The sequence below is a fragment of the Mesoflavibacter sp. CH_XMU1422-2 genome (assembly GCF_037029245.1).
Classification (GTDB): Bacteria; Bacteroidota; Bacteroidia; order Flavobacteriales; family Flavobacteriaceae; genus Mesoflavibacter; species Mesoflavibacter zeaxanthinifaciens.
Genome location: NZ_JAYMEE010000056.1, coordinates 26314 through 50290, shown reverse-complemented (window position 1 = coordinate 50290; position 23977 = coordinate 26314). Strand labels below are relative to the sequence as shown.

The 23977-nt window shown below is 32.3% G+C and carries 22 protein-coding genes; 3 read left to right on the top strand and 19 right to left on the bottom strand.

The features are described 5' to 3' along the window. The first annotated feature begins 29 nt into the window (after positions 1–29). Positions 30–2162, top strand: a complete 2133-nt coding sequence (locus WA340_RS06220) for a TonB-dependent receptor plug domain-containing protein (RefSeq protein ID WP_336127946.1) — start codon at positions 30–32, stop codon at positions 2160–2162. A 12-nt stretch (positions 2163–2174) separates the two neighbouring features. Next, positions 2175–3272: an HmuY family protein gene (locus WA340_RS06215; protein WP_336127944.1), complete on the top strand. Its 1098-nt coding sequence runs from the start codon at positions 2175–2177 to the stop codon at positions 3270–3272. A 56-nt stretch (positions 3273–3328) separates the two neighbouring features. Here the strand turns inward: WA340_RS06215 and WA340_RS06210 are convergent, their stop codons facing one another. The 7 genes from WA340_RS06210 to WA340_RS06180 form a co-directional block, all read right to left on the bottom strand. Next, complete coding sequence (locus tag WA340_RS06210) at positions 3329–3925, bottom strand: TetR/AcrR family transcriptional regulator (RefSeq protein ID WP_336127943.1); 597 nt, start codon at positions 3923–3925, stop codon at positions 3329–3331. Positions 3926–3931: 6 nt separating this feature from the next. Beyond that, positions 3932–5341, bottom strand: a complete 1410-nt coding sequence (locus WA340_RS06205; protein WP_336127942.1) for an efflux transporter outer membrane subunit — start codon at positions 5339–5341, stop codon at positions 3932–3934. A 4-nt stretch (positions 5342–5345) separates the two neighbouring features. Next, positions 5346–8483 carry an efflux RND transporter permease subunit gene (locus tag WA340_RS06200; protein ID WP_336127941.1) on the bottom strand — a complete coding sequence of 1046 codons (3138 nt, stop codon included), beginning with the start codon at positions 8481–8483 and terminating at the stop codon, positions 5346–5348. A 27-nt stretch (positions 8484–8510) separates the two neighbouring features. After that, entirely contained in the window at positions 8511–9650 is a 1140-nt protein-coding gene (locus tag WA340_RS06195) for an efflux RND transporter periplasmic adaptor subunit (RefSeq protein ID WP_336128257.1), read from the bottom strand. Positions 9651–9654: 4 nt separating this feature from the next. After that, positions 9655–10155 carry a GbsR/MarR family transcriptional regulator gene (locus WA340_RS06190; RefSeq protein WP_336127940.1) on the bottom strand — a complete coding sequence of 167 codons (501 nt, stop codon included), beginning with the start codon at positions 10153–10155 and terminating at the stop codon, positions 9655–9657. Positions 10156–10301: 146 nt separating this feature from the next. Continuing rightward, a complete protein-coding gene (gene pheS / locus WA340_RS06185; protein ID WP_027879667.1) occupies positions 10302–11321 on the bottom strand; it encodes a phenylalanine--tRNA ligase subunit alpha in 1020 nt (339 codons plus the stop codon). Positions 11322–11486: 165 nt separating this feature from the next. Beyond that, complete coding sequence (locus tag WA340_RS06180; RefSeq protein WP_027879668.1) at positions 11487–11843, bottom strand: hypothetical protein; 357 nt, start codon at positions 11841–11843, stop codon at positions 11487–11489. A 52-nt stretch (positions 11844–11895) separates the two neighbouring features. Between WA340_RS06180 and WA340_RS06175 the strand changes: the two genes are divergently transcribed. Next, the gene (locus tag WA340_RS06175; protein ID WP_336127938.1) at positions 11896–12426 is read left to right on the top strand and encodes a CvpA family protein; all 531 of its coding nucleotides are present in this window, start codon (positions 11896–11898) and stop codon (positions 12424–12426) included. 45 nt (positions 12427–12471) lie between these two features. Here the strand turns inward: WA340_RS06175 and WA340_RS06170 are convergent, their stop codons facing one another. From WA340_RS06170 to WA340_RS06115, 12 genes are all read right to left on the bottom strand, one after another. Beyond that, the gene (locus WA340_RS06170; RefSeq protein ID WP_336127937.1) at positions 12472–13137 is read right to left on the bottom strand and encodes a DUF2490 domain-containing protein; all 666 of its coding nucleotides are present in this window, start codon (positions 13135–13137) and stop codon (positions 12472–12474) included. 7 nt (positions 13138–13144) lie between these two features. Further along, positions 13145–13774: a carbonic anhydrase family protein gene (locus tag WA340_RS06165; RefSeq protein WP_336127935.1), complete on the bottom strand. Its 630-nt coding sequence runs from the start codon at positions 13772–13774 to the stop codon at positions 13145–13147. Between the two features lie 23 nt (positions 13775–13797). Then, positions 13798–15384 carry a SulP family inorganic anion transporter gene (locus WA340_RS06160; protein WP_336127934.1) on the bottom strand — a complete coding sequence of 529 codons (1587 nt, stop codon included), beginning with the start codon at positions 15382–15384 and terminating at the stop codon, positions 13798–13800. Between the two features lie 87 nt (positions 15385–15471). Beyond that, positions 15472–15762: a hypothetical protein gene (locus WA340_RS06155; RefSeq protein WP_336127932.1), complete on the bottom strand. Its 291-nt coding sequence runs from the start codon at positions 15760–15762 to the stop codon at positions 15472–15474. Between the two features lie 58 nt (positions 15763–15820). After that, positions 15821–16579: a tetratricopeptide repeat protein gene (locus WA340_RS06150; protein ID WP_336127930.1), complete on the bottom strand. Its 759-nt coding sequence runs from the start codon at positions 16577–16579 to the stop codon at positions 15821–15823. A 12-nt stretch (positions 16580–16591) separates the two neighbouring features. After that, a complete protein-coding gene (locus WA340_RS06145; RefSeq protein WP_336127928.1) occupies positions 16592–18376 on the bottom strand; it encodes a BatD family protein in 1785 nt (594 codons plus the stop codon). Between the two features lie 47 nt (positions 18377–18423). Beyond that, positions 18424–18900 (bottom strand): tetratricopeptide repeat protein, encoded by a 477-nt coding sequence (locus tag WA340_RS06140; RefSeq protein ID WP_336127927.1) that lies wholly within the window; start codon positions 18898–18900, stop codon positions 18424–18426. Between the two features lie 144 nt (positions 18901–19044). After that, positions 19045–19245, bottom strand: a complete 201-nt coding sequence (locus WA340_RS06135) for a hypothetical protein (protein ID WP_336127924.1) — start codon at positions 19243–19245, stop codon at positions 19045–19047. A gap of 77 nt (positions 19246–19322) precedes the next feature. Further along, positions 19323–20360, bottom strand: a complete 1038-nt coding sequence (locus tag WA340_RS06130; RefSeq protein ID WP_336127922.1) for a VWA domain-containing protein — start codon at positions 20358–20360, stop codon at positions 19323–19325. Positions 20361–20394: 34 nt separating this feature from the next. After that, positions 20395–21399 (bottom strand): vWA domain-containing protein, encoded by a 1005-nt coding sequence (locus WA340_RS06125; RefSeq protein ID WP_106677080.1) that lies wholly within the window; start codon positions 21397–21399, stop codon positions 20395–20397. Continuing rightward, the gene (locus tag WA340_RS06120; protein ID WP_336127920.1) at positions 21399–23060 is read right to left on the bottom strand and encodes a hypothetical protein; all 1662 of its coding nucleotides are present in this window, start codon (positions 23058–23060) and stop codon (positions 21399–21401) included. The genes WA340_RS06125 and WA340_RS06120 overlap by 1 nt, the downstream gene beginning before the upstream one ends. A gap of 36 nt (positions 23061–23096) precedes the next feature. Continuing rightward, positions 23097–23963: a DUF58 domain-containing protein gene (locus tag WA340_RS06115; RefSeq protein ID WP_336127919.1), complete on the bottom strand. Its 867-nt coding sequence runs from the start codon at positions 23961–23963 to the stop codon at positions 23097–23099. Positions 23964–23977: the final 14 nt, after the last annotated feature.

Below are 23977 nucleotides of genomic sequence, written 5' to 3'. Positions count from 1 at the left end.
GTTTATATTTGCAGCAAATTTAATCAAGAATGATTCTAAATAAAAAACTTTTAACGCTTTATTTTTCATTTTTTTCTGTTGCTCTCCTTTTTGCTCAAGAAAAAGTTAGTGATTCTGTTAAGATTGAGCAGTTAGAAGAAGTTGTTGTTACTGGACAATACAATCCCCAATCTATAAAAAAGTCGGTACATAACGTTATTGTTATAGACCGTGAAAAAATTGATAAACAAGCTGCTAACACCTTAGCTGATGTCTTAAATTTTAATTTAAACTTAAACATTATCCCTAATGCTCAAACAGGAAAATCTACAATTTCATTTTTTGGATTAGATGCCCAATACTTTAATATCATGCTTGATAATGTTCAAATCGTTAGTGATAATGGATTAGGTAACAACATTGATTTAACACAAATAAACTTAGATGACGTAGAGCGTATAGAGATTGTAGAAGGTGCTATGGGTGTAGAATACGGAGCAAACTCGGTTGCTGGAGTTATTAATATTATAACTAAGAAAAAACTAGATCATGATTGGCAAATTCAAACCTTTATACAAGAAGAAACTGTTAGTGACGAGTATGAATGGTTTGATAAAGGTAGACACATTCAAGCCTTAAGTATTGGACATAGAATAAATGATACTTGGAATGCAAAAATAAGTGCCAACAGAAATGATTTTGCTGGTTTTTTTAATAACAAAAAAGGAAAAAACCACTATTTTAATGATGGTTTAAGAGGTTATGACTGGTTACCTAAAACACAGTTTAACGGAAAAGCCGCTATAAACTACAACTCAAATAATTTTAATGCTTTTTATAAATTCGAATATTTTAATGAAACATTAAATTATTACGACGCTTCTGTTAGAGCTAATATAGATGTACAATCGCAAACAAGTAATCCATCTGCTACAGACAGAATTTTTAAAACTAATAGACTAATAAATAATTTAAATATTAATGGTCATTTAAAAACTGGTGTAGTCTATAACGCAACATTTTCCTATCAAACACAGAAAAGAGATTTAAACCAATTTAACTATTATATCTTAACTGAAGAGAAAACTAACGAAACCGACGAAACTTATCAATCTAGTGATGTTTTCTTTTCTAAAGGAACTATAAATAATCTATCAAAAAGTGACAAAATTAATTATCAATTAGGTTACGAAACACGTTTTATAAAAGGATTTGATACACAAGCATCTGGCGATGTAACACAACAAGACCAAACCTTAAAACAAGAAAACTATGCTGTATTTGGATCTGCAGAAATAAAACTAATAGATAAGTTTTCCATAAGACCTGGATTAAGATACGAATATAACTCCATGTTCCAATCTCAATTATTAGCATCATTAAATGCTAGATATCTACTTAATAAAGGGTATGAAATTAGAGCAAGTATAGGATCATCGTATCGTACACCTAATTTTGAAGAACTTTACTATTATTTAGTAGACTCTAATCATGATATTAGAGGCAACCAAAACTTATCTCCAGAACGTGGTTTCTCATCATTTTTAAACTTAAAAAAACGAACTTGGTTTAAGGATATATCACTATCAAATAACATTAAATTAAGTTATATAGATTTAAAAGATAAAATAGAACTAGCTGTCATAAATCCAACGCCATTACAATATCAATATATAAATATAGACGGATACAGACTTTGGGGAATTACTTCAGAAAACACAATAAAAAAAGATAATTGGACGCTTAATTTAGGTGCTACATATCAAGGTATTTCAAGAATTATGAATAATGAAGAAAATGCTAAAAACGACTACCTATACGCCTTGCAATTAAACACAAGCGCATCATATTTAGTAAAAAATTGGAATACTGCATTTACAATATTGCTAAAGCATAATGGTAAACAAGAAAATTACATTGCCGAAGGTAGTGACGACCAAGGAAATTCATTATTTAAAAAATACACTACAGATGCATTTAGTTGGATGGATGCTTCTATAAAAAAGACATTTTTTAATAAAAAAGTAGACTTTACAATTGGTGCCAGAAACATTTTTGATGTTACCACTGTAGCAATAAATGGTGCATCAACATCTGGTATACACAGCACAAATAACTCTAGTTTATTACTAGGCTATGGTAGATCATATTATTTCAAACTATTATATAATTTAAATTTTTAATACTAACTCAAAATGAAAAACAAATTTTTAACATTAGTTCTATGTTTAGGTGCATTAGCTCTAACTAATTGTAGCAGTGATAATGACAATAACTTACCATCAGAGCCAATACAAGTTATTATCGAAGGTGCAGATGTAGCACCAACAGTTGGTGGTCCAAATCAACAAAACCAAGTATATATAGACTTAAGCACTAACACAATGACTAGTGTACAACGTGATTCTTGGGATTTAGGTTTTTATACTGGATCAGACTTTAAAGTTATCATAAACAGCTCTATATTTATGGCGGCAGGACAATTATCTTCAACAGATATTGATGCCGTAAACTCAAATAATCAAGAAGTTCAAGACTTACAACCTCAAGTAGCTGTTGGTACTTTTGATGATGCAAATATGGCTTATATAGATGCGCCTAATGGAGATTTATCAAATACAGCTTTCGCTGAAATCTCTGCAACAAACACAAACAATTATGTGTATTTAGTAAACTTAGGTGACGAAGTAGGAACAGCAACTGCAAGTACAGGAAGCGTTGAAATTTCTGGCGAGTCTAGAGGATGGAAAAAAGTAAGAATCTTACAAGATGGTAATAACTACATCCTACAATACGCAAATCTTGACGATACTACACACCAAGAAGTTACCATATCTAAAAATGCTGATTACAATTTTACATTTTTTAGTTTTAATACCAATAGTATTGTGAATGTAGAACCTAAAAAAGAAGAATGGGACTTAAACTTTACTGTTTTCACAAACGAGATACCTGGTTATGGCTCTTATGGATATTCAGATTATGTTCTTAATAATACCTTAGAAAATGCTATTGTTTATATGATAGATACAGAAGTAGACACAGAATTATCTTACGACAATTTTACTTTAGCAGATGTAGAAACTTCTTTATTTGTTGAAAATGATAGAAGAACCATTGGTAGTAGCTGGAGAAATGGTGGTGGACCAGGTACTTTACCGTCTTTAAAAGACAATGTGTTTTATATTGTTAACGATACAGATGGTAACCTTTACAAATTAAAATTCTTAGCCCTAACTAACGAAAACGGAGAACGTGGCTATCCAGAATTTGTATACAGCTTATTACAATAGTGTTAATTGTAATTAATTAAAAAGTGAAAAAAGCCTTAGTTAAAAACTAAGGCTTTTTAATTATTAAAAAATCTATTTTGATACCTTGTATTTACTACACCTTGTAAATTATAAATTACCATGTGCCTTAAAAGCATGTCTTCTGAATATATCTCAAACAAATTATTGTCTTTAAACAATAAATTATCTACTCTAAAAAAGTAAATTTTCACTAACAAATCTACATCTACACTTTCAATTAAATCGCCTTGTGATTGGGCTTTTTTAAGTAAGACACTAGCAGTATTTTCTGCTAAACTCTCAGTAAATTCAGTAAATAACTTAAAGGCTTTTGGGTAATATTTTTCTAATCCAAAAAGAAAAGAAGGCTTGAAATATTTTAAATATTCAAACCCTCTTTTATAGATAAATATAACACTCAAAATAGGATCGTTTTCATTCTCAGAAATGATTCTATTTATATCTTCCTTATATTCATTTAATAAAGTTTCAATACTTGCAACGACAAGATCTTCTTTATTCTTAAAAAATAAATATATGGTTTTTTTAGATATACCAAGCGTTGTTGCTAACTCATCTAAAGTCACGTGTTTACTACCAAACTTTGTAAATTTGGCAATTGCACATTGTAGCAATTCGCTTTTGGTAATCATAGCTTTTTATTTCCAACCACCACCAAGTGCTTCGTATAAAGTAACGACGCTTAGTAATTGTTGTAATTTGTTATCAATAACGTTTAACTCGGCATTAAGCGCACTTTCTCTTGCGGTTAACAAATCAAGATAATTAGCTAAACCATTTTGCAATAATTCCTCTGAGTTTGCTTCTGCTTGTCTTAAGGCTTCAACTTCATTTTTACGGTATTCAAATTTTTCGGTTTCAGCATTGTAAACGTAAAGTGCGTTAGACACTTCGTTACCTGCAGTTAACAAGGTTTTCTTAAAGTTTAAAAGTGCTTGTTCTTGCTGTGCTTTGGCTACTTCGTGCTGTGTTTTTATTTTACGCTGATTAAATATTGGCTGTGTTAAACCACCAATAACTGTTGCAAATAATGAATTAGCATTAAATAATTTATCTAATTCTAAACTTTGAAATCCGCCACTTGCCGTTAAGGTTAACGATGGATAAAAGTTGCTTTTTGCCACATTGGTTAGCTCAAACGCATTGATCAAATTGTACTCTGATGCAATTACATCTGGTCTGTTTCTCAGCAAGGTTGCTGGTACGCCAAGTGTAATCTTTTCATCTAACTGTTGCTCGGTTAACTTACTACGTTCTATTGGTTCTGCTGGTCTTCCTAATAAGAAATTCAACGTGTTTTCGGTTCTAAAAATGGCTGCTTGTAAATCTACTTTTAAGGCTTTGGCATTGTTAAACTGCGCTATGTATTGGTCTACCGCAACTTGTGTGACGTTTCCAGCATCTTTTAACGCCTTAATAGTGTAAACACTACTGTCTCTAGTAGCAATTGTTTTTTCGGTAATCTCTAATTGCTCATCTAACGCTAATAACTGATAATAAGTTGAAGCAATTGCTGAGATTAATTCGGTTTTTACAGCTTTATGCGCTGCTACTGTTTGTAAATAACTAGCTTCACCTGCACGTTTATTACTTCTTATTTTACCCCAAATATCGGCTTCCCAAGATAAACTTCCTGATAATTCATATTGATCTACAGACGAGAAAAAACCACCAAACTGACTGTTTTCAGACAGCTCTTGATACGTTGCTTGGGCTGTACCAGTTAACGTCGGTAAATAACCTGCCTTACCTTGTTTCATGTATGCATTAGCGATAGCAATTTGCTGAATAGCCACACGAATATCTAGGTTATTTTGAAGACCTTCTTCAATATATTGCGCTAAATATTGGTCTTTAAACATATCCTTCCACGATACATCGGCTAACGATATACTGTCTTGTGGTAAGTTATCGGTTCTATACAAATGTTCTGTTTCTTCTAATTCAGGACGTGTGTAATCCTTAGCCACAAAACAACTTTGCAGTGTTAGCGCCAGCATTAAAACTAATGCGCCTTTACTAAAATTTTTATTTATAGTCGATTTCATTTTTTTAAGCTTCAATTGTTTCTACTTCTGGTTTACGCGATACTTTTTCTTGTAACCATTGGAAAAAGATGAATAAAATTGGGATAACAAATACACCTAAAATGGTTCCTATTAACATACCACCTGCTGCACCTGTACCAATAGAATTATTTCCTTCGGCACCAACACCTTTGGCTAATACTAGCGGCATTAACCCAAGTATAAAGGCGAATGATGTCATTAAAATTGGTCGTAAACGTGCTTTGGCACCATCCATTGCAGCATTTACAATACTTTCGCCTTGTTTGCGTCTTTGCAATGCAAACTCAACAATAAGTATAGCGTTTTTAGCCAACAGACCAACCAGCATTATCAGTGCAATTTGGAAGTAAATATTGTTTTCCAACCCGAAGAATTTCGTACTTATATACGCACCAAATACACCAAATGGCAGCGATAATAATACCGAAAATGGTAAAATATAACTCTCGTACTGCGCACTTAATAAGAAATACACAAACAGAATACTTAAGATGAAAATAAACGTAGTTTGGTTACCTGCATTTACCTCTTCTCGTGTTAGACCAGAATATGCAACGGTGTAATTACTTGGCAGCTTTGCCACTTCTTCTTCAATCACTCTAATGGCATCACCTGTACTAAATCCAGGATTAGTTGCACCTGTTATATTTGTTGAATTAAATAGGTTGAAACGCGTTACCGATTGCGGACCATACACACGTTTTAAAGTTACAAACTGTGTAATTGGCGTCATTTCACCAGAACTTGTTCTAACATACATACTGTTTAGGTCGTTTTCATCTGCTCTATCTTCCGGTAACGATTGTATGTATACACGATACTGTTTACCAAATCGGCTAAAATCTGAAGCGTAAATTCCACCAATATAACCTTGAAGCGTCCCGAAAATACTGTTAATAGCCACACCTTTTTCTTTTGCTAAAGGCACATTAACTTCCATTTCGTATTGCGGATAATTAGTGTTGAATGCCGATTGCGCATATTGAATTTCTGGATGACTCATTAAGGCTGCAGCAAACTCTTTATTAGCTTTATCTAAATCGGTAAATTCACCACCGAATTTGTCTAGTAAATTTACCTCAAAACCAGCTGAGTTACCAAAACCACGAATACTTGGTGGCGAGAAGAAAATAATTTTTGCTTCTGGAATGGTAGCTGCAATACCAAATAATTTACCAGTTATGGCTTGTGCAGATAAGGCTTCAGATTCTCTTTCAGACCAATCGTCTAACTTGACGAAACCAATACTAAAGTTACTACCAGCACCACTAATTAAGCTTCGCCCTTTAACAAAACTAGCACCTATAACACCATCAAGGTCTTTAATTTTTGCGTATAATTCTTTAGTTACTGCTTCGGTACGGTCTAATGATGCACCGGCAGGTAATTCTATGTTAGCAAAAATAATCCCTCTATCTTCATTTGGTACAAATCCAGTTGGCGTTGTTGTTGCCGCCCAATAAATACCTACACCAGCAATGATTAATAGCATTACTGATACAAACTTGTTTTTATATAAAAACTGTAGTGACTTAACGTATTTATTTACAGTTGCGTCAAATCCTCTGTTAAATAACGTGTAGAATTTTTGAAGTGCATTTTTTCCTTTTAATTCTTCATCGTCTTTATGTTCTTTTAGTAACAATGCACATAATGCCGGACTTAACGTTAAGGCGTTTACTGCCGAAATTAAAATGGCTATAATTAAAGTAACACCAAACTGCTCGTAAAATACACCTGTTGGACCTGTTACAAAGGTTACTGGAATAAATACAGCAGACATTACCAATGTAATTGAAATAATAGCCCCAGAAATTTCACTCATAGCCTTTAATGTGGCACTTTTCGGTTTTTTCTCACCTTCATCCATTTTGGCGTGTACAGCTTCTACAACAACAATAGCATCATCTACCACAATACCAATAGCCAGCACTAATGCGAAAAGCGTTAATAGGTTTATGGAATAGCCAAAGACATTCAAGAAAAAGAAGGTACCAATAATCGAGACTGGTACTGCAATTGCAGGAATTAATGTAGAACGAAAATCTTGTAAGAAGATAAATACCACTAAAAACACTAGTAAAAAGGCTTCTAAAAGTGTGCTAATTACTTTGTCTATAGATGCGTTTAAGAATAAACTTGTATCGTAAGGCACAAAGAAGTTTAAACCTTCAGGCAAACCTTGTTCTACATCGTCTAAAGTAGTTTTAATGTTTTCAATAATTTCGGCAGCGTTAGATCCTTTGGTTTGGAAAATTCCCATAAAAACCGCTGGATGTCCTAAACTTGTAGCGTTAGATGAATAGGATTGCGCATCTAACTCGATTTCTGCGACATCTTTCAATCGTAAATATTCGCCATTTCCTAAAGCCTTAATTACGATGTCTGCATACTGTCCTTCTTCTTTAAATCGTCCGCTATACTTTAAAATATAAGAGAACGACTCACCATTATTTTCACCTAAAGCACCAGCTGCAGCTTCTAAATTCTGCTCGTTTAAAGCAGCTGTAATATCTGATGGAATTAAATTATAAGCCGCTAATTTTTCAGGTTTTAACCAAACACGCATTGCGTAATCTTGTTGCGAAAATACAGATACATCACCAACACCTTTAATACGCTGCATAGCAGGAATTACGTTTATTTTTAAGTAATTCTGAATAAAAGTAGCATCATAATCTTCGCTATCAGAATACATAGCAATAAACATTAATGCACTAGTTTCTTGCTTTTGCGTTACAATACCAGTTTGAATAACTTCTGAAGGTAACAACGGATTTGCACGTGCTACACGGTTTTGTACGTTTACCGCAGCAATATCGGCATCCATAGTTTGGTCGAAATACACGGTAATTTCGGCAGTACCATTATTTGATGCTGTAGATGTAATGTACGTCATACCTTCTACACCATTAATTTGCTCTTCAATAGGTACAATTACACTCTCTAAAACAGTCTCTGCGTTAGCACCTGTATAGTTAGCCGTAACCTTAATAGTTGGCGGTGCAATATCTGGATATTCCTCTATAGGTAAGGATGTTATACTGATAACACCTAATATAACTATGATAATAGAGATTACTGTTGAAAGCACTGGTCTTTCAATAAATGTTTTTAACATAACTAATAAATATGTTTAAGGAATAATTTAGTTTTTAAATAAAGTAGCTACTTTTTTAGTGGCTTCGTTAAACGGAATTTCTTGTGGCGCAATTGGCATACCATCTCGTAATTTTGAAACACCAGATGCGACTATTTTTGTATTAGCATCTATACCCGATTTTACCACGTAAAGATTATCTACTTTAGCTTCAACTTCAATAATTTTACTGCTTACTTTATTGTCTTCGCCCAAGGTGTAAATCATTACTTTACCTTGTTGCTCAAAGGTTGATGATTGTGGTACAACCACTGCATTTTCATAAGTTGAAGGAATACGTATTTTACCACTGTTTCCGTTTGTTAACAGCTCGTTTGGATTATCAAAAGCTGCTCTTACTTTAACAGTACCAGTTGTTTCGCTAATTTGACCAGTACTGGTTTGAATACGACCTTTTTCAGAATATATATCGCCATTTGCCAATATTAAACTAACGTCTGGAAAATTTTTGATACGTTCTGCTTTGGTTTTACCTGTCATTCGTTTTAAATGGTCTATGTACTGCGATTCGTTTAAAGTAAAAAACGCATATACTTTACTAATATCGCTAACCGTAGTTAATGGTGTTGCATCGGCAGCACTCACTAAAGCGCCTTCTCTAAAATTAATTGAACCCACATAACCATCAACCGGACTTTTTACCGTTGCATAACCAATATTAGCAGCAATACTGCTGTAAGCCGCTTTGGCTTGTGCTAAATTGGCTTTTGCTGTTTCTAATTGTACTGGACTAATAATATTTTTTTCTACTAAAGGTTTTAACTTATCAACCTCAACTTGAGCCAAATTAACTTGTGCTTTTGCCGCTTCTGCATCTTGACTTAGCGATTGTGTTTCTAACCTAAAAAGTGGTTGACCTTTGCGTACTCTAGCACCTTCGTCTACCAATACTTTTTGAATGTATCCTGAAGTTTTTGCACGTACATCACTGTTTATAATACCTTCTATATTTACAGGATATTCGTTATACCCTTCTACAGTTTGCGTTTGAATTTGAGTTACCGGAAATGGTAAGGCTTGCTGTTGTTGTGCTGCAGCTGCTTGCGCATTGTCTTTATTACCACAGCTAACCACGACTAGAAACACACTAGCTATGGTTAATATTGAAATTAATTTATTTGTTGTCATCATTTTAAAGGTTGAATTTATTTTTAATTAGGTTTTCTTTTAAGTTTTCTATTGAAGCCGAAGCATCTTCTACAAATCGCAAATAATCGTTATGAAAGGTTAAATCGAATTTTTCTTCTTCATCTGTAATATGTTCGTTAATGGCTTCTTTGTATGCTTTCATTTCTTTGTGAAGTGCCGCAACTTCTTCCCATTGTTTTATCATTTCATTAATATGATGTAAAACAGAATCTTTATTAATGATGAAATATTTTTTACGATCACCTGTTTTAGTGAAGTATTCTAGTTTCTTTAAATCTTGTAAGTGGTTTAAATGCGTAGAAATGGTGCTTTTACTAGCTTGAAGTACAGTAACCATTTCATCAAACGTAGTACCGCGCTTACCTGTTAAAATCACGTACGCCATAATGCGCGCAGCAACAGGCGCTAGGTTTTCTCTACCTTCTAAATGCACACCAAGTTTTTCAACCAGTGCCATTTTTTTGCTACATATATCTTTAATCATAAATTATTCTAAAAAATTATGCCGCAAAAATACAATAGGTTCGGAACAAACCGAACTAAACGAAGTTAATTTGTTGTTAAATAAAAAAGGCTAATATGTAAATTTCTTAACATATTAGCCTTTAACTATAATTCATTGTTAATTTATTATAAAGCTGATTTGAATTGCTCTAAGAATCGTACATCGTTTTCGCTTAATAATCTAATATCTCCTATTTGATGTAATAACATTGCTATACGGTCTATACCAACTCCAAATGCAAAACCAGAGTATTCTTCTGGATCTATTTTACAATTGGATAATACATTTGGATCTACCATACCACAACCACCAATTTCTAACCAACCTGTTCCTTTGGTTATTTTGTAATCAGTTTCGGTTTCTAATCCCCAATATACATCAATTTCTGCGCTAGGCTCTGTAAACGGGAAGTAAGATGGACGAAGTCTTATTTTAGACTTTCCAAACAACTCGGTTGTAAAATATTGAAGCGTTTGTTTTAAATCTGCAAAACTTACATCTTTATCTATGTATAATCCTTCTACCTGATGAAAAAAACAATGCGAACGTGCAGAAATAGCTTCGTTACGATAAACTCTACCTGGTGATATTGTACGTATTGGTGGTTGATTATTTTCCATGTAGCGTACTTGTACAGAACTGGTATGTGTACGTAATAAAATATCTGGATTAGTTTGCACAAAAAACGTGTCCTGCATATCTCTTGCTGGATGATATTCTGGTAGGTTTAATGCTGTAAAGTTATGCCAATCGTCTTCTATTTCTGGTCCTTCACTAACGTTAAAACCGATATTAGAAAAGATATCTATTATTTGATTTTTTACTATTGAAATTGGATGACGAGAACCGATAATTAAAGGTTCGCCTGGTCTTGATAAATCACCAGATATGCTTGTTTCTGGAGCATTATTATCTAACTCTTCTTTTAGCTGGTTTACTTTGTCTTGCGCCGTTTGTTTTAACTTGTTTATGGCTTGTCCAAACTCTTTCTTTTGGTCGTTAGCTACGTTTTTAAACTCGGCAAAGTATTGTTTTACTAATCCTTTTTGTCCTAAAAGTTTAATACGGTATGCTTCTACCTCTTCTTTGGTTTGTGCTTTAAACGCTTCTGCTTCGGCTATAAGCTCTTTAATCTTATCTATCATGACATCATAAAATAAAGGGCAAATTTACTATTTTTTATGGTTTACACCTTACTTAGTGTAAGCTTTTTGTTGGCGGATTGACGCGTTAAGGATGGAGCAATTGTTGGAGCACATCTTTGATTGCGACTTGCGAGAGCCTGACCCGATAGGGTAACGCTGTAAAAATTATTGTATATAGTTGGTTTCTAAAAAGTAGTTTACTATGGCTTCTTTCATTAAAATGGACTGTTCTCCTGCTTTTAATGTTGGTAATTGCTCTTTTATTTTATAGTGTGGCCAACCATCTTCATCAACAAAATCAAACTCATAATAGCCGTAAGGTTCTAATAGTTTACATATGGCTATGTGCATTAAATCTAATTTGTGATCTTTTTTAAATCTGCGATGTAATTGTCCCAACTCTTGCACACCAATTAAGTAGATTATTGCGTCTAAATCTAAGGTATCTCCATCTGCAAATTGATTAGACAATTTGGTTACTATCTCTTCCCAGCGTTGTTTTAATTGTTCGTCTCTAGACATAATTTTATTAAAGTTGCAAAGTTAGTTTATATTTGTTTAAATTGTAAACTTTATGGCGGTTATAGATATTGTTTTAGGTGCGTTAATTTTGTTTGGTTTAATACGCGGATTGTTTAAAGGTCTTTTTGTTGAATTAGCTTCTATTATTGCTCTTGTTGGTGGTGTTTACGGTGCTATACATTTTAGTTATTTTGTAGCTAACTTTTTAGAGAATAAGACCGAATGGGACGAGAAAACTATTAATATTACTGCTTTTGCTATAACTTTTGTTGTTATTATTTTACTAATTAGTTTGGCTGGTAAAGCGCTTACCAAATTAGCAGATTTTGCCTCTTTAGGTATTTTAAACAAACTTTTAGGTGCTGTTTTTGGTGCTTTAAAAATTGGATTAATTTTAAGTGTGTTACTTATTGTTTTTGATAAAATGAATAACACGATTACGTTTGTTGATGAAGAGAATATTGAAGATTCTTTACTTTACAAACCTGTTAAGGGTCTGGCACCAATGATTTTTCCTGATATTATTAAATCTGATGATGAAACTTTAGATGAAGATAATGATATTATAGATCCTGCTGAATAGACTAACGACGTGCAAGCTTAAGTACCATTACCTTCTTATTTTTATTTAAAAGTTAATAAATGCTATCATGTTTATTTGATCTCTGGATCCTGAACTGAATATTTGATTCATCCAACCTAGCTCAAATTTTATAGCTTTATTTAGTTTATATCCTGTACCAAAATATATCCTGTTACGTTCAAACAAATCATTTTTGGTATTAATAAACAGCTCGTTATAACTTGATAAATACCATGTTTTATCTTCTAAATTTTTATGATTTAATGGATAATTTAGAGATAGGAAGTATCTTAATCGCATTTTAAAATCGTCTTCTACAAAACGTTGTTCAAACCTATAACGGTGTGTTATATTTAATCTGTTTTGGTGCTGTTTTGTTATAAACTGCTGAAAAATTCTGTGTTCGTTTACATTAATTTTATCGTCTGTTTGACCTATGTAATTTTCAGATTTTATGTAACCGTAACCTAATAGTAGATTGTTGTTATTTTCGGTTAGATTATATCCTATTCCTGTTCTTAACAGTAGTTGCTCTAGATCGCCTATAGCATCGTAATTACGGTATTGGACTTCGGCATGTAAATTCCATTTACTATTTAATTGTTTATTACCAAAAACGATTAACCAATTACCTAATTCGCTATTTTGACTTAACCCTAAAAAAGGCAGCATTACTAAAACTAGTAATGCTGCAAATGTGTTCTTTTTCATGTTAATCTTATTCGTAAAACTGTACACCACCTGTATTAATATCGTACATAGCGCCTATAATTTTAATTTCGCCATTTTTTTCCATTTCAGAAAGTATTGGACTTTCTGCATGGATGCGATCTATTGTAAGTTCTACGTTTTTCTTTGATACTTCATCTACAAATTCTAAGTTTTTAGAGTTTCTTAAACTCTCATCCTTTGGTTCTGAAACTGCATTTACAGCTGGTGTTATTTTCTGGATTAACTTGGTTAGGTTACCCATTTCGGCATGATCACATGCACCTTTTACTGCACCACAACTTGTGTGACCTAATACTACAATTAGTTTTGTTCCTGCTAATTTGCAAGCAAACTCCATGCTTCCTAAGATATCTTCGTTTACAAAGTTACCTGCAATACGTACGCTAAAAATATCTCCTAATCCTTGATCAAAAACAAGCTCGGCAGATACACGAGAATCTATACAACTTAATATTGTTGCGAACGGAAATTGTCCTTCGCTTGTATCATTAACTTGCTCTAATAAATTACGATTTGCTTTTAAGTTTTGCTGAAATCTTTGATTCCCTTCTTTTAAAAACTGTAATGACTTTTCTGGAGTCATTGTAGCTTGTGTTTCTTTAGTATGTGCTTTCATATTATCTTCTATTGTGTTGTTTGTTAGTTTAATTGTGTTTTAGGTTTTAATTTAAAGAACTCTATAAAACTTTCTGGGTTTTCTATCGTTCCTCTTTCTGAAATTAACTTGATATTGATATTTCTTTCTTTTGCTTTAATTGAAAAGTCTTCTAAAATCTCGATAATATCATTATCTAAATAGCGTGTTTTTCTTACGTCTAATTCTAAGTAAGAATCTTCTGGTAAACGATCTAATTCTTTTAAAATTGCTCCTTTATTAAAGAAGGTTACTTCTTCTGCAAGTGTCATTTTAATTTTACCATCGTCTACATCTTCTCCTTCTTTATGTAAAAAGTGTGAGTTTTGGTAACTTTTTATTAGTATTACTACAATACCAACTGCTAAACCTAAACCAATTCCTTTTAGTAAATCTGTAAATACAATACCTGTAACGGTAACAATAAATGGTAAAAATTGTTTCCAACCTAAATTGTACATTGTTTTAAATAAAGCTGGTTTTGCAAGTTTATAACCTACTATTAATAAGATTGCAGCTAACACAGACAAAGGTATCATATTTAACAATTTAGGTATTAATATTACAGAAATCAATAAAAAGAAACCATGAATAATTGCCGACATTTTACTGCGTCCTCCAGATTGGATATTTGCCGAACTACGAACAATTACTTGCGTAATAGGTAATCCTCCAATCATACCAGAAAGGATATTTCCGGTACCTTGTGCTAATAACTCGCGATTAGTAGGTGTTACATTTTTATAAGGATCTAATTTATCTGTTGCCTCTACACATAGTAGTGTTTCTAAACTTGCAACTAATGCAATAGTAAAGGCTACAACCCATATTTCTGGATTAGTTATTACTGAAAAATTAGGAAAACTAAATTGCCCTAAAAATGACGAAAAATCTTCTGGAACAGGTACACTAACTAAATGCGAACTTTGAATTGCCATACTTGAACTATCTTTAGTTAACACATAAAAGATAATACCAACAACAACTGCTACTAATGGACCTTGTATTAATTGAAATATTTTACCTTTTTTGGATAACACATTACTCCATAATAATAGAATGCCTAAACCGATAACACCAATTAATAACGATCCTGGTGTAATATGATTAATCGAATTTAAAATTTCAGAAAATGTATTTTCACCATCTACTTGAAAAAAAGCAAAATCACCTTCTGGATCTGGATCGTATCCAAAAAAGTGAGGGATTTGTTTTAAAATAATGATAATACCAATACCCGTTAACATTCCCTTAATTACTGAAGAAGGAAAGTAGTAACCTATGATTCCTAATCTTAATAATCCAAAAACTAATTGGATAATACCTCCTAAAACAACTGCTACTAGGAAGTTTTCGTAACCACCTAAAGTACCAATAGCAGTTAATACAATTGCTGCCAGACCTGCTGCTGGACCACTTACACCAATTTTAGAACCACTTAATGATCCTACTACAATACCACCTATAATCCCTGCAATTAGTCCAGAAAATAATGGTGCGCCACTAGCTAAAGCAATACCTAAACATAATGGTAATGCTACAAAAAATACGACTATACTTGCCGGTAAATCGTTTTTAATATATTTAAACATATTATAAAGTTTGATTGTTACCTTTTTACCAAGGTAACTTTAAAAAGTTAATAAAAGAGAAGACTTTACAGTCTCATATAAACAAAATTATAATATGAAAATTTCTGGAGGTGGAGATATTAAATTAAGTGCTGGTTTTGTGTAAGATTTAAACAAATAGTCTAACTTTTGAAAAGCAATTTTTTTATAAATACTTTCTGTAGTTTCTTTTTGTTCTGTTACTACTAGTTTTATGCTTTTGTTTTCTTCTTCCTCTTCAGAGACACTATACAAAATAGAAACATCTACATCTGCATCTATAGCAATAATAATTGATGGAGCTGTAATTAGCCCAAAAAATAAAATTGAAAAAAATATAGATACTAATTGTTTAGACATAGTCTGATTAGGTAAGAAACAAATATAGCTTTTTTAGTATTTTTTAAAGGCAAATATACTAAAAAGTATTTAGTAATTTTATGTCTCCAGATATTATCCAACCTGTTTTACCATCTGCAAGTTTTATTTTTTTCCAATTATTAATAGTATCTAAAACTTGAACTTTGGTACCTTCATGAAGTACAAAAGCTTCTGTGCTACCCAAGTTGGGTTCAGATTTCACTTCTGTTTCTTTTGCAAAAACTATAGCTGGATTATTATTCTTATCTAAGTTTTGCTTTTTAAAGGCAAAAGATAAACAGATTAAACCTATTAATAAACTTCCTAATCCAGAAACAAAAGCTAATCGTTTTTTTGAAGTACTAAATGTGAAGAAATAGGTTACAAATAACAACACAAAACCTACAACGAAGATAATTGATAAAGTAGCCCAATTATCAAAAGACAATGTATTTATTGCTTTATTTAAGAATCTTGACAATCCTAATTTTGGTACTGCTTCTATATCATCAATAGTCATATTTTTTGCGTAAGCAATGTTATTTAGTATCTCTTTGTCATTAGGTTTTAACTGTAGCGCTTTTTCGTAATAATAAATACTAGGTGCAATATTATTAAGTTTATAATGTGCATTCCCCAAGTTGTAATATAGCTCTGCAGAATGTTGCCCATTTTTTATAATAGCTTCATATTTATTTACAGCATCACTAAATTTACCTTCATTATATAATGCGTTTGCTTGATCAAATAATTCATTATTTTGAGCTAAACTTATTGCTGAAAGTGCAAAGACTAATATGTAAAGTAATTTTTTCATCTTCTAACTACTTTATTTTAGTTGTTTATCTATAATACTAATTGTTGTAGCTGCATTATTGTAATCTTGCTCCATTGCTACTTGAGTCATTGGTGTATATCTTGCCAATTCGCAATGTTTTAAAAGCGTTTCAAAATCTAAAATTACGTTTTTCTCTACATTTCTGCTTAGTAGTAATTCTTTAATTTTTTCTTTGCTTAAGTCTGTTGTTTCAATATTTAAACGTCCTTTTAAATAGTTATGTAACGCTTTTTCTAATGCTATATAAAATGCTTCTTTATTACCTAGTGCTTTTTTAGCTTCGCTTAAGTATTTTTTAGCTAATCGGTCTGCTTTTCTTAATCTATTACCAACAACATCTGCATTACGTTCTTCTCGTTTTCTTCTATATACTAATGCTAAAGGTATTGCTAATAATGGCGCTAATAATCCTGTCCAAAATGCTGTTGTATTGAAAAAATCTTCTTCTTTTATAGATGAAAAATTAGACTTAGTTTTTATAAATGCAAATTGATTTTCATTTAAAACTACTGGTTGTTTTCCTGAGGTATTAGTAGGTAAATTATTATCGGCATCTGCATAAGCTGGACCTTCTAAAACATTAATAACAATTTCTTCAGAAGACAATTCTTTGTATGTTTCTGTTTTTAAATCAAAATACGAAAATGTAACTGGTGGTATTGGAAATTTGCCTTTAAACTGAGGTACTATTGTATAATTATCAGAAATTTTACCTTGCATTCCTGATAAGTTGGTTCTAATATTTTCTTCGTGTTCTGGCTCATAAACTTCTAATGCACTTGGTGCCTTAAATTTTGGTAGTTCAAAAAGTTTAAGGTTTCCGTTACCTGAAACTTCTATTTTTGCATCTAAAGCTTCGGTTGCATTTAAATCTGTTTTAGATACTGATACATTAAAATCAAAGTCTCCAACAGCTCCAGTAAAATTGTCTGGTCTTCCTTCTAAAGGTAAATCTTTAACATTTATAGACCTTGGGTTTGCAGTAATAGTTCTATGTGCTTGATTTGTAATTCTTCTTCCAAAAAGATCTCTTTTGTTAGTTGGAACATCTATGGTTAAATCTAAACTAAGTGGCTCTATTTGTAACTTTCCAGTTTTTTGAGGAAATAGTACAGCTTTTCTTAATACAACATATCTATATTCTTCACCATCATAAGTTCCTTCTTGTGCTTTTAATCCTTTTATATTTATATTTTGACTCCAAAACCCATTAAATTTTGGACTTTCAATCTCTCTAAAGTTGCTAATACCTGCTTTTGGTGCCACATAAAGTTTGTAGACAACGGTAATAGGCTCGTTTAAATATGGGTTAGTTTTTGATACTTCTGTTACCAAATGAATACTTTCTTTTAAGATATAATCTGGATCGTTAGGATCTTCTGGTACTTCTATTGGTTTTGTTACTTTTATTGTAATTGGAGATGTTTTATAAGTTATACCATCAATCTCTATAGTTGCTTGATTAATAGTAGATGTACCCATTTGCTTTGGAGCTAAAAAGTAACTATACGTTTTTGAAAAATTACGTTTACCATTAAACCAAGAGTGACTAACAGATTGATTTGGTCCGCCTACTACGGTAAAGCCATCAAAGTTTGGAGATTTAAAATTATCTCCATCTTTATTCATCTCAAAATCGACACGTAGACGTTCGTTTAAGCCAAGTTTTTTCTTACTTACTTTTGCTTGAAACGTTATTTCATCTTCATCTTGCGCTAAAGCAAATATTGGTGCAATAGCAAGTAATAAAATGAATATGTGTTTAATTAATTTCACTTTTAATTGGTTTAATTCTGAATATTAAGCTTCAAATTTATAATTTTTTACCAATCTTTATCGGTTTGTACTTTTGCTCCTTTTACCTTTTGAGCATTTATTTTTTCTTGTACCTTTTGTTCTTGATTATTCATAGCTTCTAGCAAATTTTTAATTTGCTGAGGCGATAATTGTCCTTGTTGTGGTTGTTGTTGCTTGTTATCTTGATCTTTATTATCTTTAGGATTACCATCTTGGTCTTGATCGCCTTCTTTTTTATCTTGGTCGCCTTGATCTTTCTGGTCTTTTTGATCTTGGTCTTCTTGTTGTTTTTCGTTATTTTCTTTTTGGTCCTCGTTTTGGTTTTCGTCTTTATCACGGTTATTTTCTCCGTCTTTATCGTCTTCTTGAGGCTCGTCGTCTTGCTGGTTTTTTGCACAATCTTTTGCTAAACCTAAATTATAGCGCGTCTCGTCATCTTTTGGATTATTACGTAGTGCGTTTTTATAAGCTTCTACTGCTTCTTTACACTTTTCTTTTTTCATTAAAATATTACCAATGTTATGAAATGCTCTGTGTTTTTCAACTTTATCAGTTGCATTTTTTGCTGCTTGTTGGTTACGGTATAGTGCTTCGTCTAAACTTCCTTTTTGGTAATATTGATAAGCTAAATTATAAGCTCCAACTGACTAGCTTGGTTTTGTTGATAATGCTTTACGGTACTCCATTTCTGCATTTACAAAATCGTCGCTTTTAGCATAATCATTAGCTTCTGCAACATAAGATAATGCTTTATTAGTCTGCTTTTGCAATGCTTTTTCTTCATTTTTATCTTGCGCTATAAGTGCAATTGTGAAGAAAAATAATATGTAGCTTAATGTTTTTTTCATTTTTTTATACTGCCTGCTTTTATCAAAAAACAACTTGTAAATATACTAAAGACCTCTAATTGTTGCTGTTAAGGGTTTTATAAATTCTCATTAAAAAGATTTAATTTTTTTAGCCAAGCTGTTTTACGTTCTAAAAGGAAAATATCTATAAAAAACAGCAAAATTGCTAAGCCTAAAAACCACTGAAATTGGTCTTTAAAATCGGCAATTTGTTTGGCTTCAAATTCGGTTTTGTCCATTTTGTTTAAAATGTCTTTCATTTGGTTTACCACCTTATCTGTTGTTCTTCCTTTTATGTATTGTCCGTTGGCTTGTGCTGCTATATTTTTTAACGTGGTTTCATCTAAACGAGTAATTACAGTTTCGCCTTGACTGTCTTTTTTGTATCCAGTAACGATTCCGTTTCGTTTTAAGGGAATTGGTCCTCCTTTAGTCTCTCCAACACCAATGGTAAAGATTTTTATACCTTCTTGGCTAGCTTGTTCTGCAACCTGCACTGCAGCTTCACTATGATCTTCTCCATCAGAAATAATCACTAATACGCGATTAGTCTGTTCATCATCGTCATAATACGTTTTTGCAAGTAAAATAGCTTCATTAATAGCTGTTCCTTGTGAAGACAGCATGTCTGTGTTCATGTTTTGTAAGAACAGTTTTGCTGCCGAATAATCTGTAGTTATTGGTAACTGCGGAAACGCTTTTCCTGCGTAAGCAATAATTCCAACACGGTCGCTACCTAAGTTATTAATGATTTGAGATACTAATTGCTTTGATTTTTCTAATCGATTTGGCTTAATATCTTCTGCCAACATGCTTTTTGACACGTCAATTGCAAAGACAATATCTACACCTTCACGCTTTACGGTTTCTAACTTTGTTCCAATTTTTGGATTAACTAACGCAATTGCTAAACTTGCAAATGCTAAGCTTAACACGATTATTTTTAGTACAGATTTAAATACCGACTGATTTGGACTTAATCGCTTTAAAAGAGCTTTGTCTGCAAACTTTTTTTGGGTTTGCTTTTTCCAAAGCAGTAGCAACAAAAAGAAAACAACTATCACCGGAATGATAAGTAGTGCCCAAAACCATATTTTTTCTTCTAGTTGAAACATAAATTTTTATTTTTTCGCTTTCGCGGAATTTCTTTTAAACAAAACTTCTAAAGACTGTAATTCTCATTAAATATTCTAACAACAACAATACCATTGCTGCAATAACAAATGGTCTAAAATGTTCTTGGTAGGTTGTGAATTTTATCTCGTCTATTTCTGTTTTTTCTAGTTTATTAATTTCGTCGTAAATCTCTGCTAACTTTTGGTTGTTGGTTGCTCTAAAATATTTACCGCCAGTTGCTGTTGCTATACTTTTTAGTAGTTCTTCATCAATTTCTACTTGTACACGATCGTATTGAAATCTTCCGTTTGGTAATATTGCGACAGGCGACAATGCCATACCATTTGTACCTAATCCAATGGTGTAGACTTTAATACCAAACTCAACAGCTAACTCACTAGCAATAGTTGGGTTTATTGCTCCAGAATTATTAACTCCATCGGTTAGTAAAATAATGACTTTGCTTTTTGCTTTACTATCTTTTAAACGGTTAACCGAAGTGGCTAATCCCATACCAATTGCTGTACCACCTTCTATAATGGTATTATATTTAATTTCGTCTAAGCTGCGTAACACAATAGCTTTATCGCTAGTAATTGGTGTTTTGGTGTAACTTTCTCCAGCATATTCGACCAATCCTATACGGTCGTTTGGTCTGCCTTTAATAAATTCTGACGCTACATCTTTTAAAGCCTCTAAACGGTTTGGACGCAAATCTTTAGCCAACATACTTGCAGATACATCTATTGCCATAACAATATCGATACCTCGTGTGGTTTTAGTTTTGCTTTTAGTTTCTGAAGTTCGTGGTCGTGCTAACGCGGTAATTAATAAGGCTAATGCAATTAATCGTAATGCAAATAATACATGTTTTAATTTTGGCAACCAAGATTGTTTGGTTTTAAATCCTTTTAAACTTGAAATTTTAAGCTCAGCTGTTTGACGTTTATGTTTTAATACATACCAAAGTATAGCTAGTGGTAATGCTAACAGCAACCAGAAAAATATTTTATTTTCAAAAGTGATACCTTGTAACATTATTCTTCTTTAGATTTTAATTCTACTGAAGCTAAAACACGCTCTACAACTTGGTCTAAATAGACATCATCTTTTAGATAATATATCATAACTTGTTGCATGACGTTTTCACTAGCAAAACTTAATAATTCAAACTGACCTGATACGTATTTCTCTTTAGCTTCATCAACAGGAAACTCTAATGTTCCTGATGTTTTTAAGCCTTCAACACCATTAGGTGTAACAAACTTATCGTTAACAGGCAAGATGTTTCTTGCTCCGTTGTCTTCTAGTGCTTTAAAATTATCTTCTATTGCTTTTTGGATATTTTGTTCTGCAGATGGTTTGTTTTCTGCTTGCGGATTAACCTCTATTGTTGTGGTAGAAACGGTTACATAAAACTGATTTTCTAGAACGTAACTAAATGCTGTTTTTGTAATTGGTCGTGCTATACTTTGTTCTACCTCAACATCTTCTCTTTTTAATACTTCTGGAGTAGAAATTGTCATTGGCGGAAAACCATACTGACTAGTAACCCAATTGCCTTCTAATAATTGTTTAGTGTCTTTACCTGTTACCGTATCTATAACGTAATTAATACCGTATTTATAACTAAAAACACCAACAGTACCTATTAAAAGTATAAATGCAATTGCTGCTGTAATCCAGATTTTTTTTTGCTTTTCTTTTTTAGCTTTTAGCTTTTGGTATTCTTCGTTTTTAAGTAATTCTTCTTCGCTTGGTTCTGGTAAAGCGTCTTTTACTTGATCTATTTCTGTATCTACCGTTTGTCTATCTAATTTAGCAAGCTCGATATCTGGAGCAGATTTTGCAAATTTTACCAAATCGGCACGTTTTAAAATAGCTTCAATATTTTTTATATCATCTTTGCTTAGCTCTATTTGATTACCTTCTTGCAAAATATTTAATCGATCTATTAATTGATCTGTAGTACTTTCTAATGCTTTGTCGTAAACTTTTTCATCTAAATATTTTCTGATGATAAAGGTTAGCTCAGAATAGTACTCTTTGATTTCGGCACGTTCTAAATACTTGGTTTCATCTAATTGCTTTAAGGCTAATTTTGCACGATCGTAAGGTGGTAATTGTGCTATTTTTTCTTCTTCGGTTAACGGTTTTTTTCGCCATACAAACCAATATACTAAAAAGGCTATTATTGCTGCGATAGCAATAATTAGCAATAACCATAACCACCAATTGCTAGAAGGTTTTTTAACGTCTATCATTGGTTTAACATCGTATAGTTTTTGCTTGGTTGTATCTACAACTATATCGTTAACCTCAACCAACATACTATCTGTTGCAAACGTCTTTCCGCCAATGATTATTTTTTGCTTTGGGATAACATATTTACCAGAATCAAACTGTGTTAAACCGTACTTTTTAATCAGTTTATATTTAGCGTCGTATTTTGTAGTGTCTGGCTGATAGGATTCTATCATTTCTAAAGGCATAAATGTTTGTCCTTCAGGAAAAATAACAGCGTTAGTTGTATCGGTTTCGACTTCAATTTTATAGGTGATTTGCTCACCAATTTTTATAGAAGTAGAATCTATTGATGATGTGACTTGCGCAAATGATAAAAACGAGAAAAGAAAAAAGATTAAAGACCAAAAGCCTTTTGTGTTTACTTTGTTATATTTTAAATACTGTTTCTTCATATTAAATTAGGTTTCGACTGCGCTAAACCTGATAATTTATCCTCTTGTTTTAAAATAGCCTAATAGTTTTTTTACGTAACTCTCATCGGTTCTGCAAGACAAACTTCCTGCGCCAGATTTTGCAAAACTATCTTTAAAGTAGCCAACCTTTTGCGTATAAAACTTTACGTATTCTTGTCTTACTTTTTTAGAACTTGTATTGACTAACATTAACTCGCCAGACTCATCGTCTTGCATATTTACCATACCTAAATTTGGTATGTTTTCTTCATGTTTATCGTAAATTCTAATTCCTGTTATATCGTGCTTTCCAGCTGCTATTTTTAGGGTTTGCTTGTAATCTTCTGCAATAAAATCGCTCATCATAAAAACAATTGCTTTCTTTTTCATGACGTTGCGTAAAAACTTTAAAGCTTCGGCAATATTGGTTTGTTTGCTTTTAGGTTGAAACTCGATTAACTCACGAATAATACGCAATACATGAGATCTTCCTTTTTTTGGCGGTATGTAAAGTTCTATGTCATCTGAAAATAAAATCAGACCTATTTTATCGTTATTTTGAGTTGCCGAAAAGGCTAAAGTAGCAGCGATTTCAGTAATAATTTCGTTTTTAAATTGTTGTTCTGTTCCAAAAAATTCAGATCCAGAAACGTCTACCATAAGCATCATGGTTAGCTCGCGTTCTTCTTCAAAAACTTTTACGTAAGGCTCATTATAACGTGCGGTAACATTCCAATCGATGTTTCTTACATCGTCACCAAATTGGTATTGGCGTACTTCAGAAAAAGTCATACCACGACCTTTGAAAGTCGAATGGTATTCGCCTCCAAAAATATGATCAGACAAACGACGTGTCTTAATCTCTATTTTTCGAACTTTTTTTAGTATTTCTTTAGTATCCATTGTTTCAGTATGCA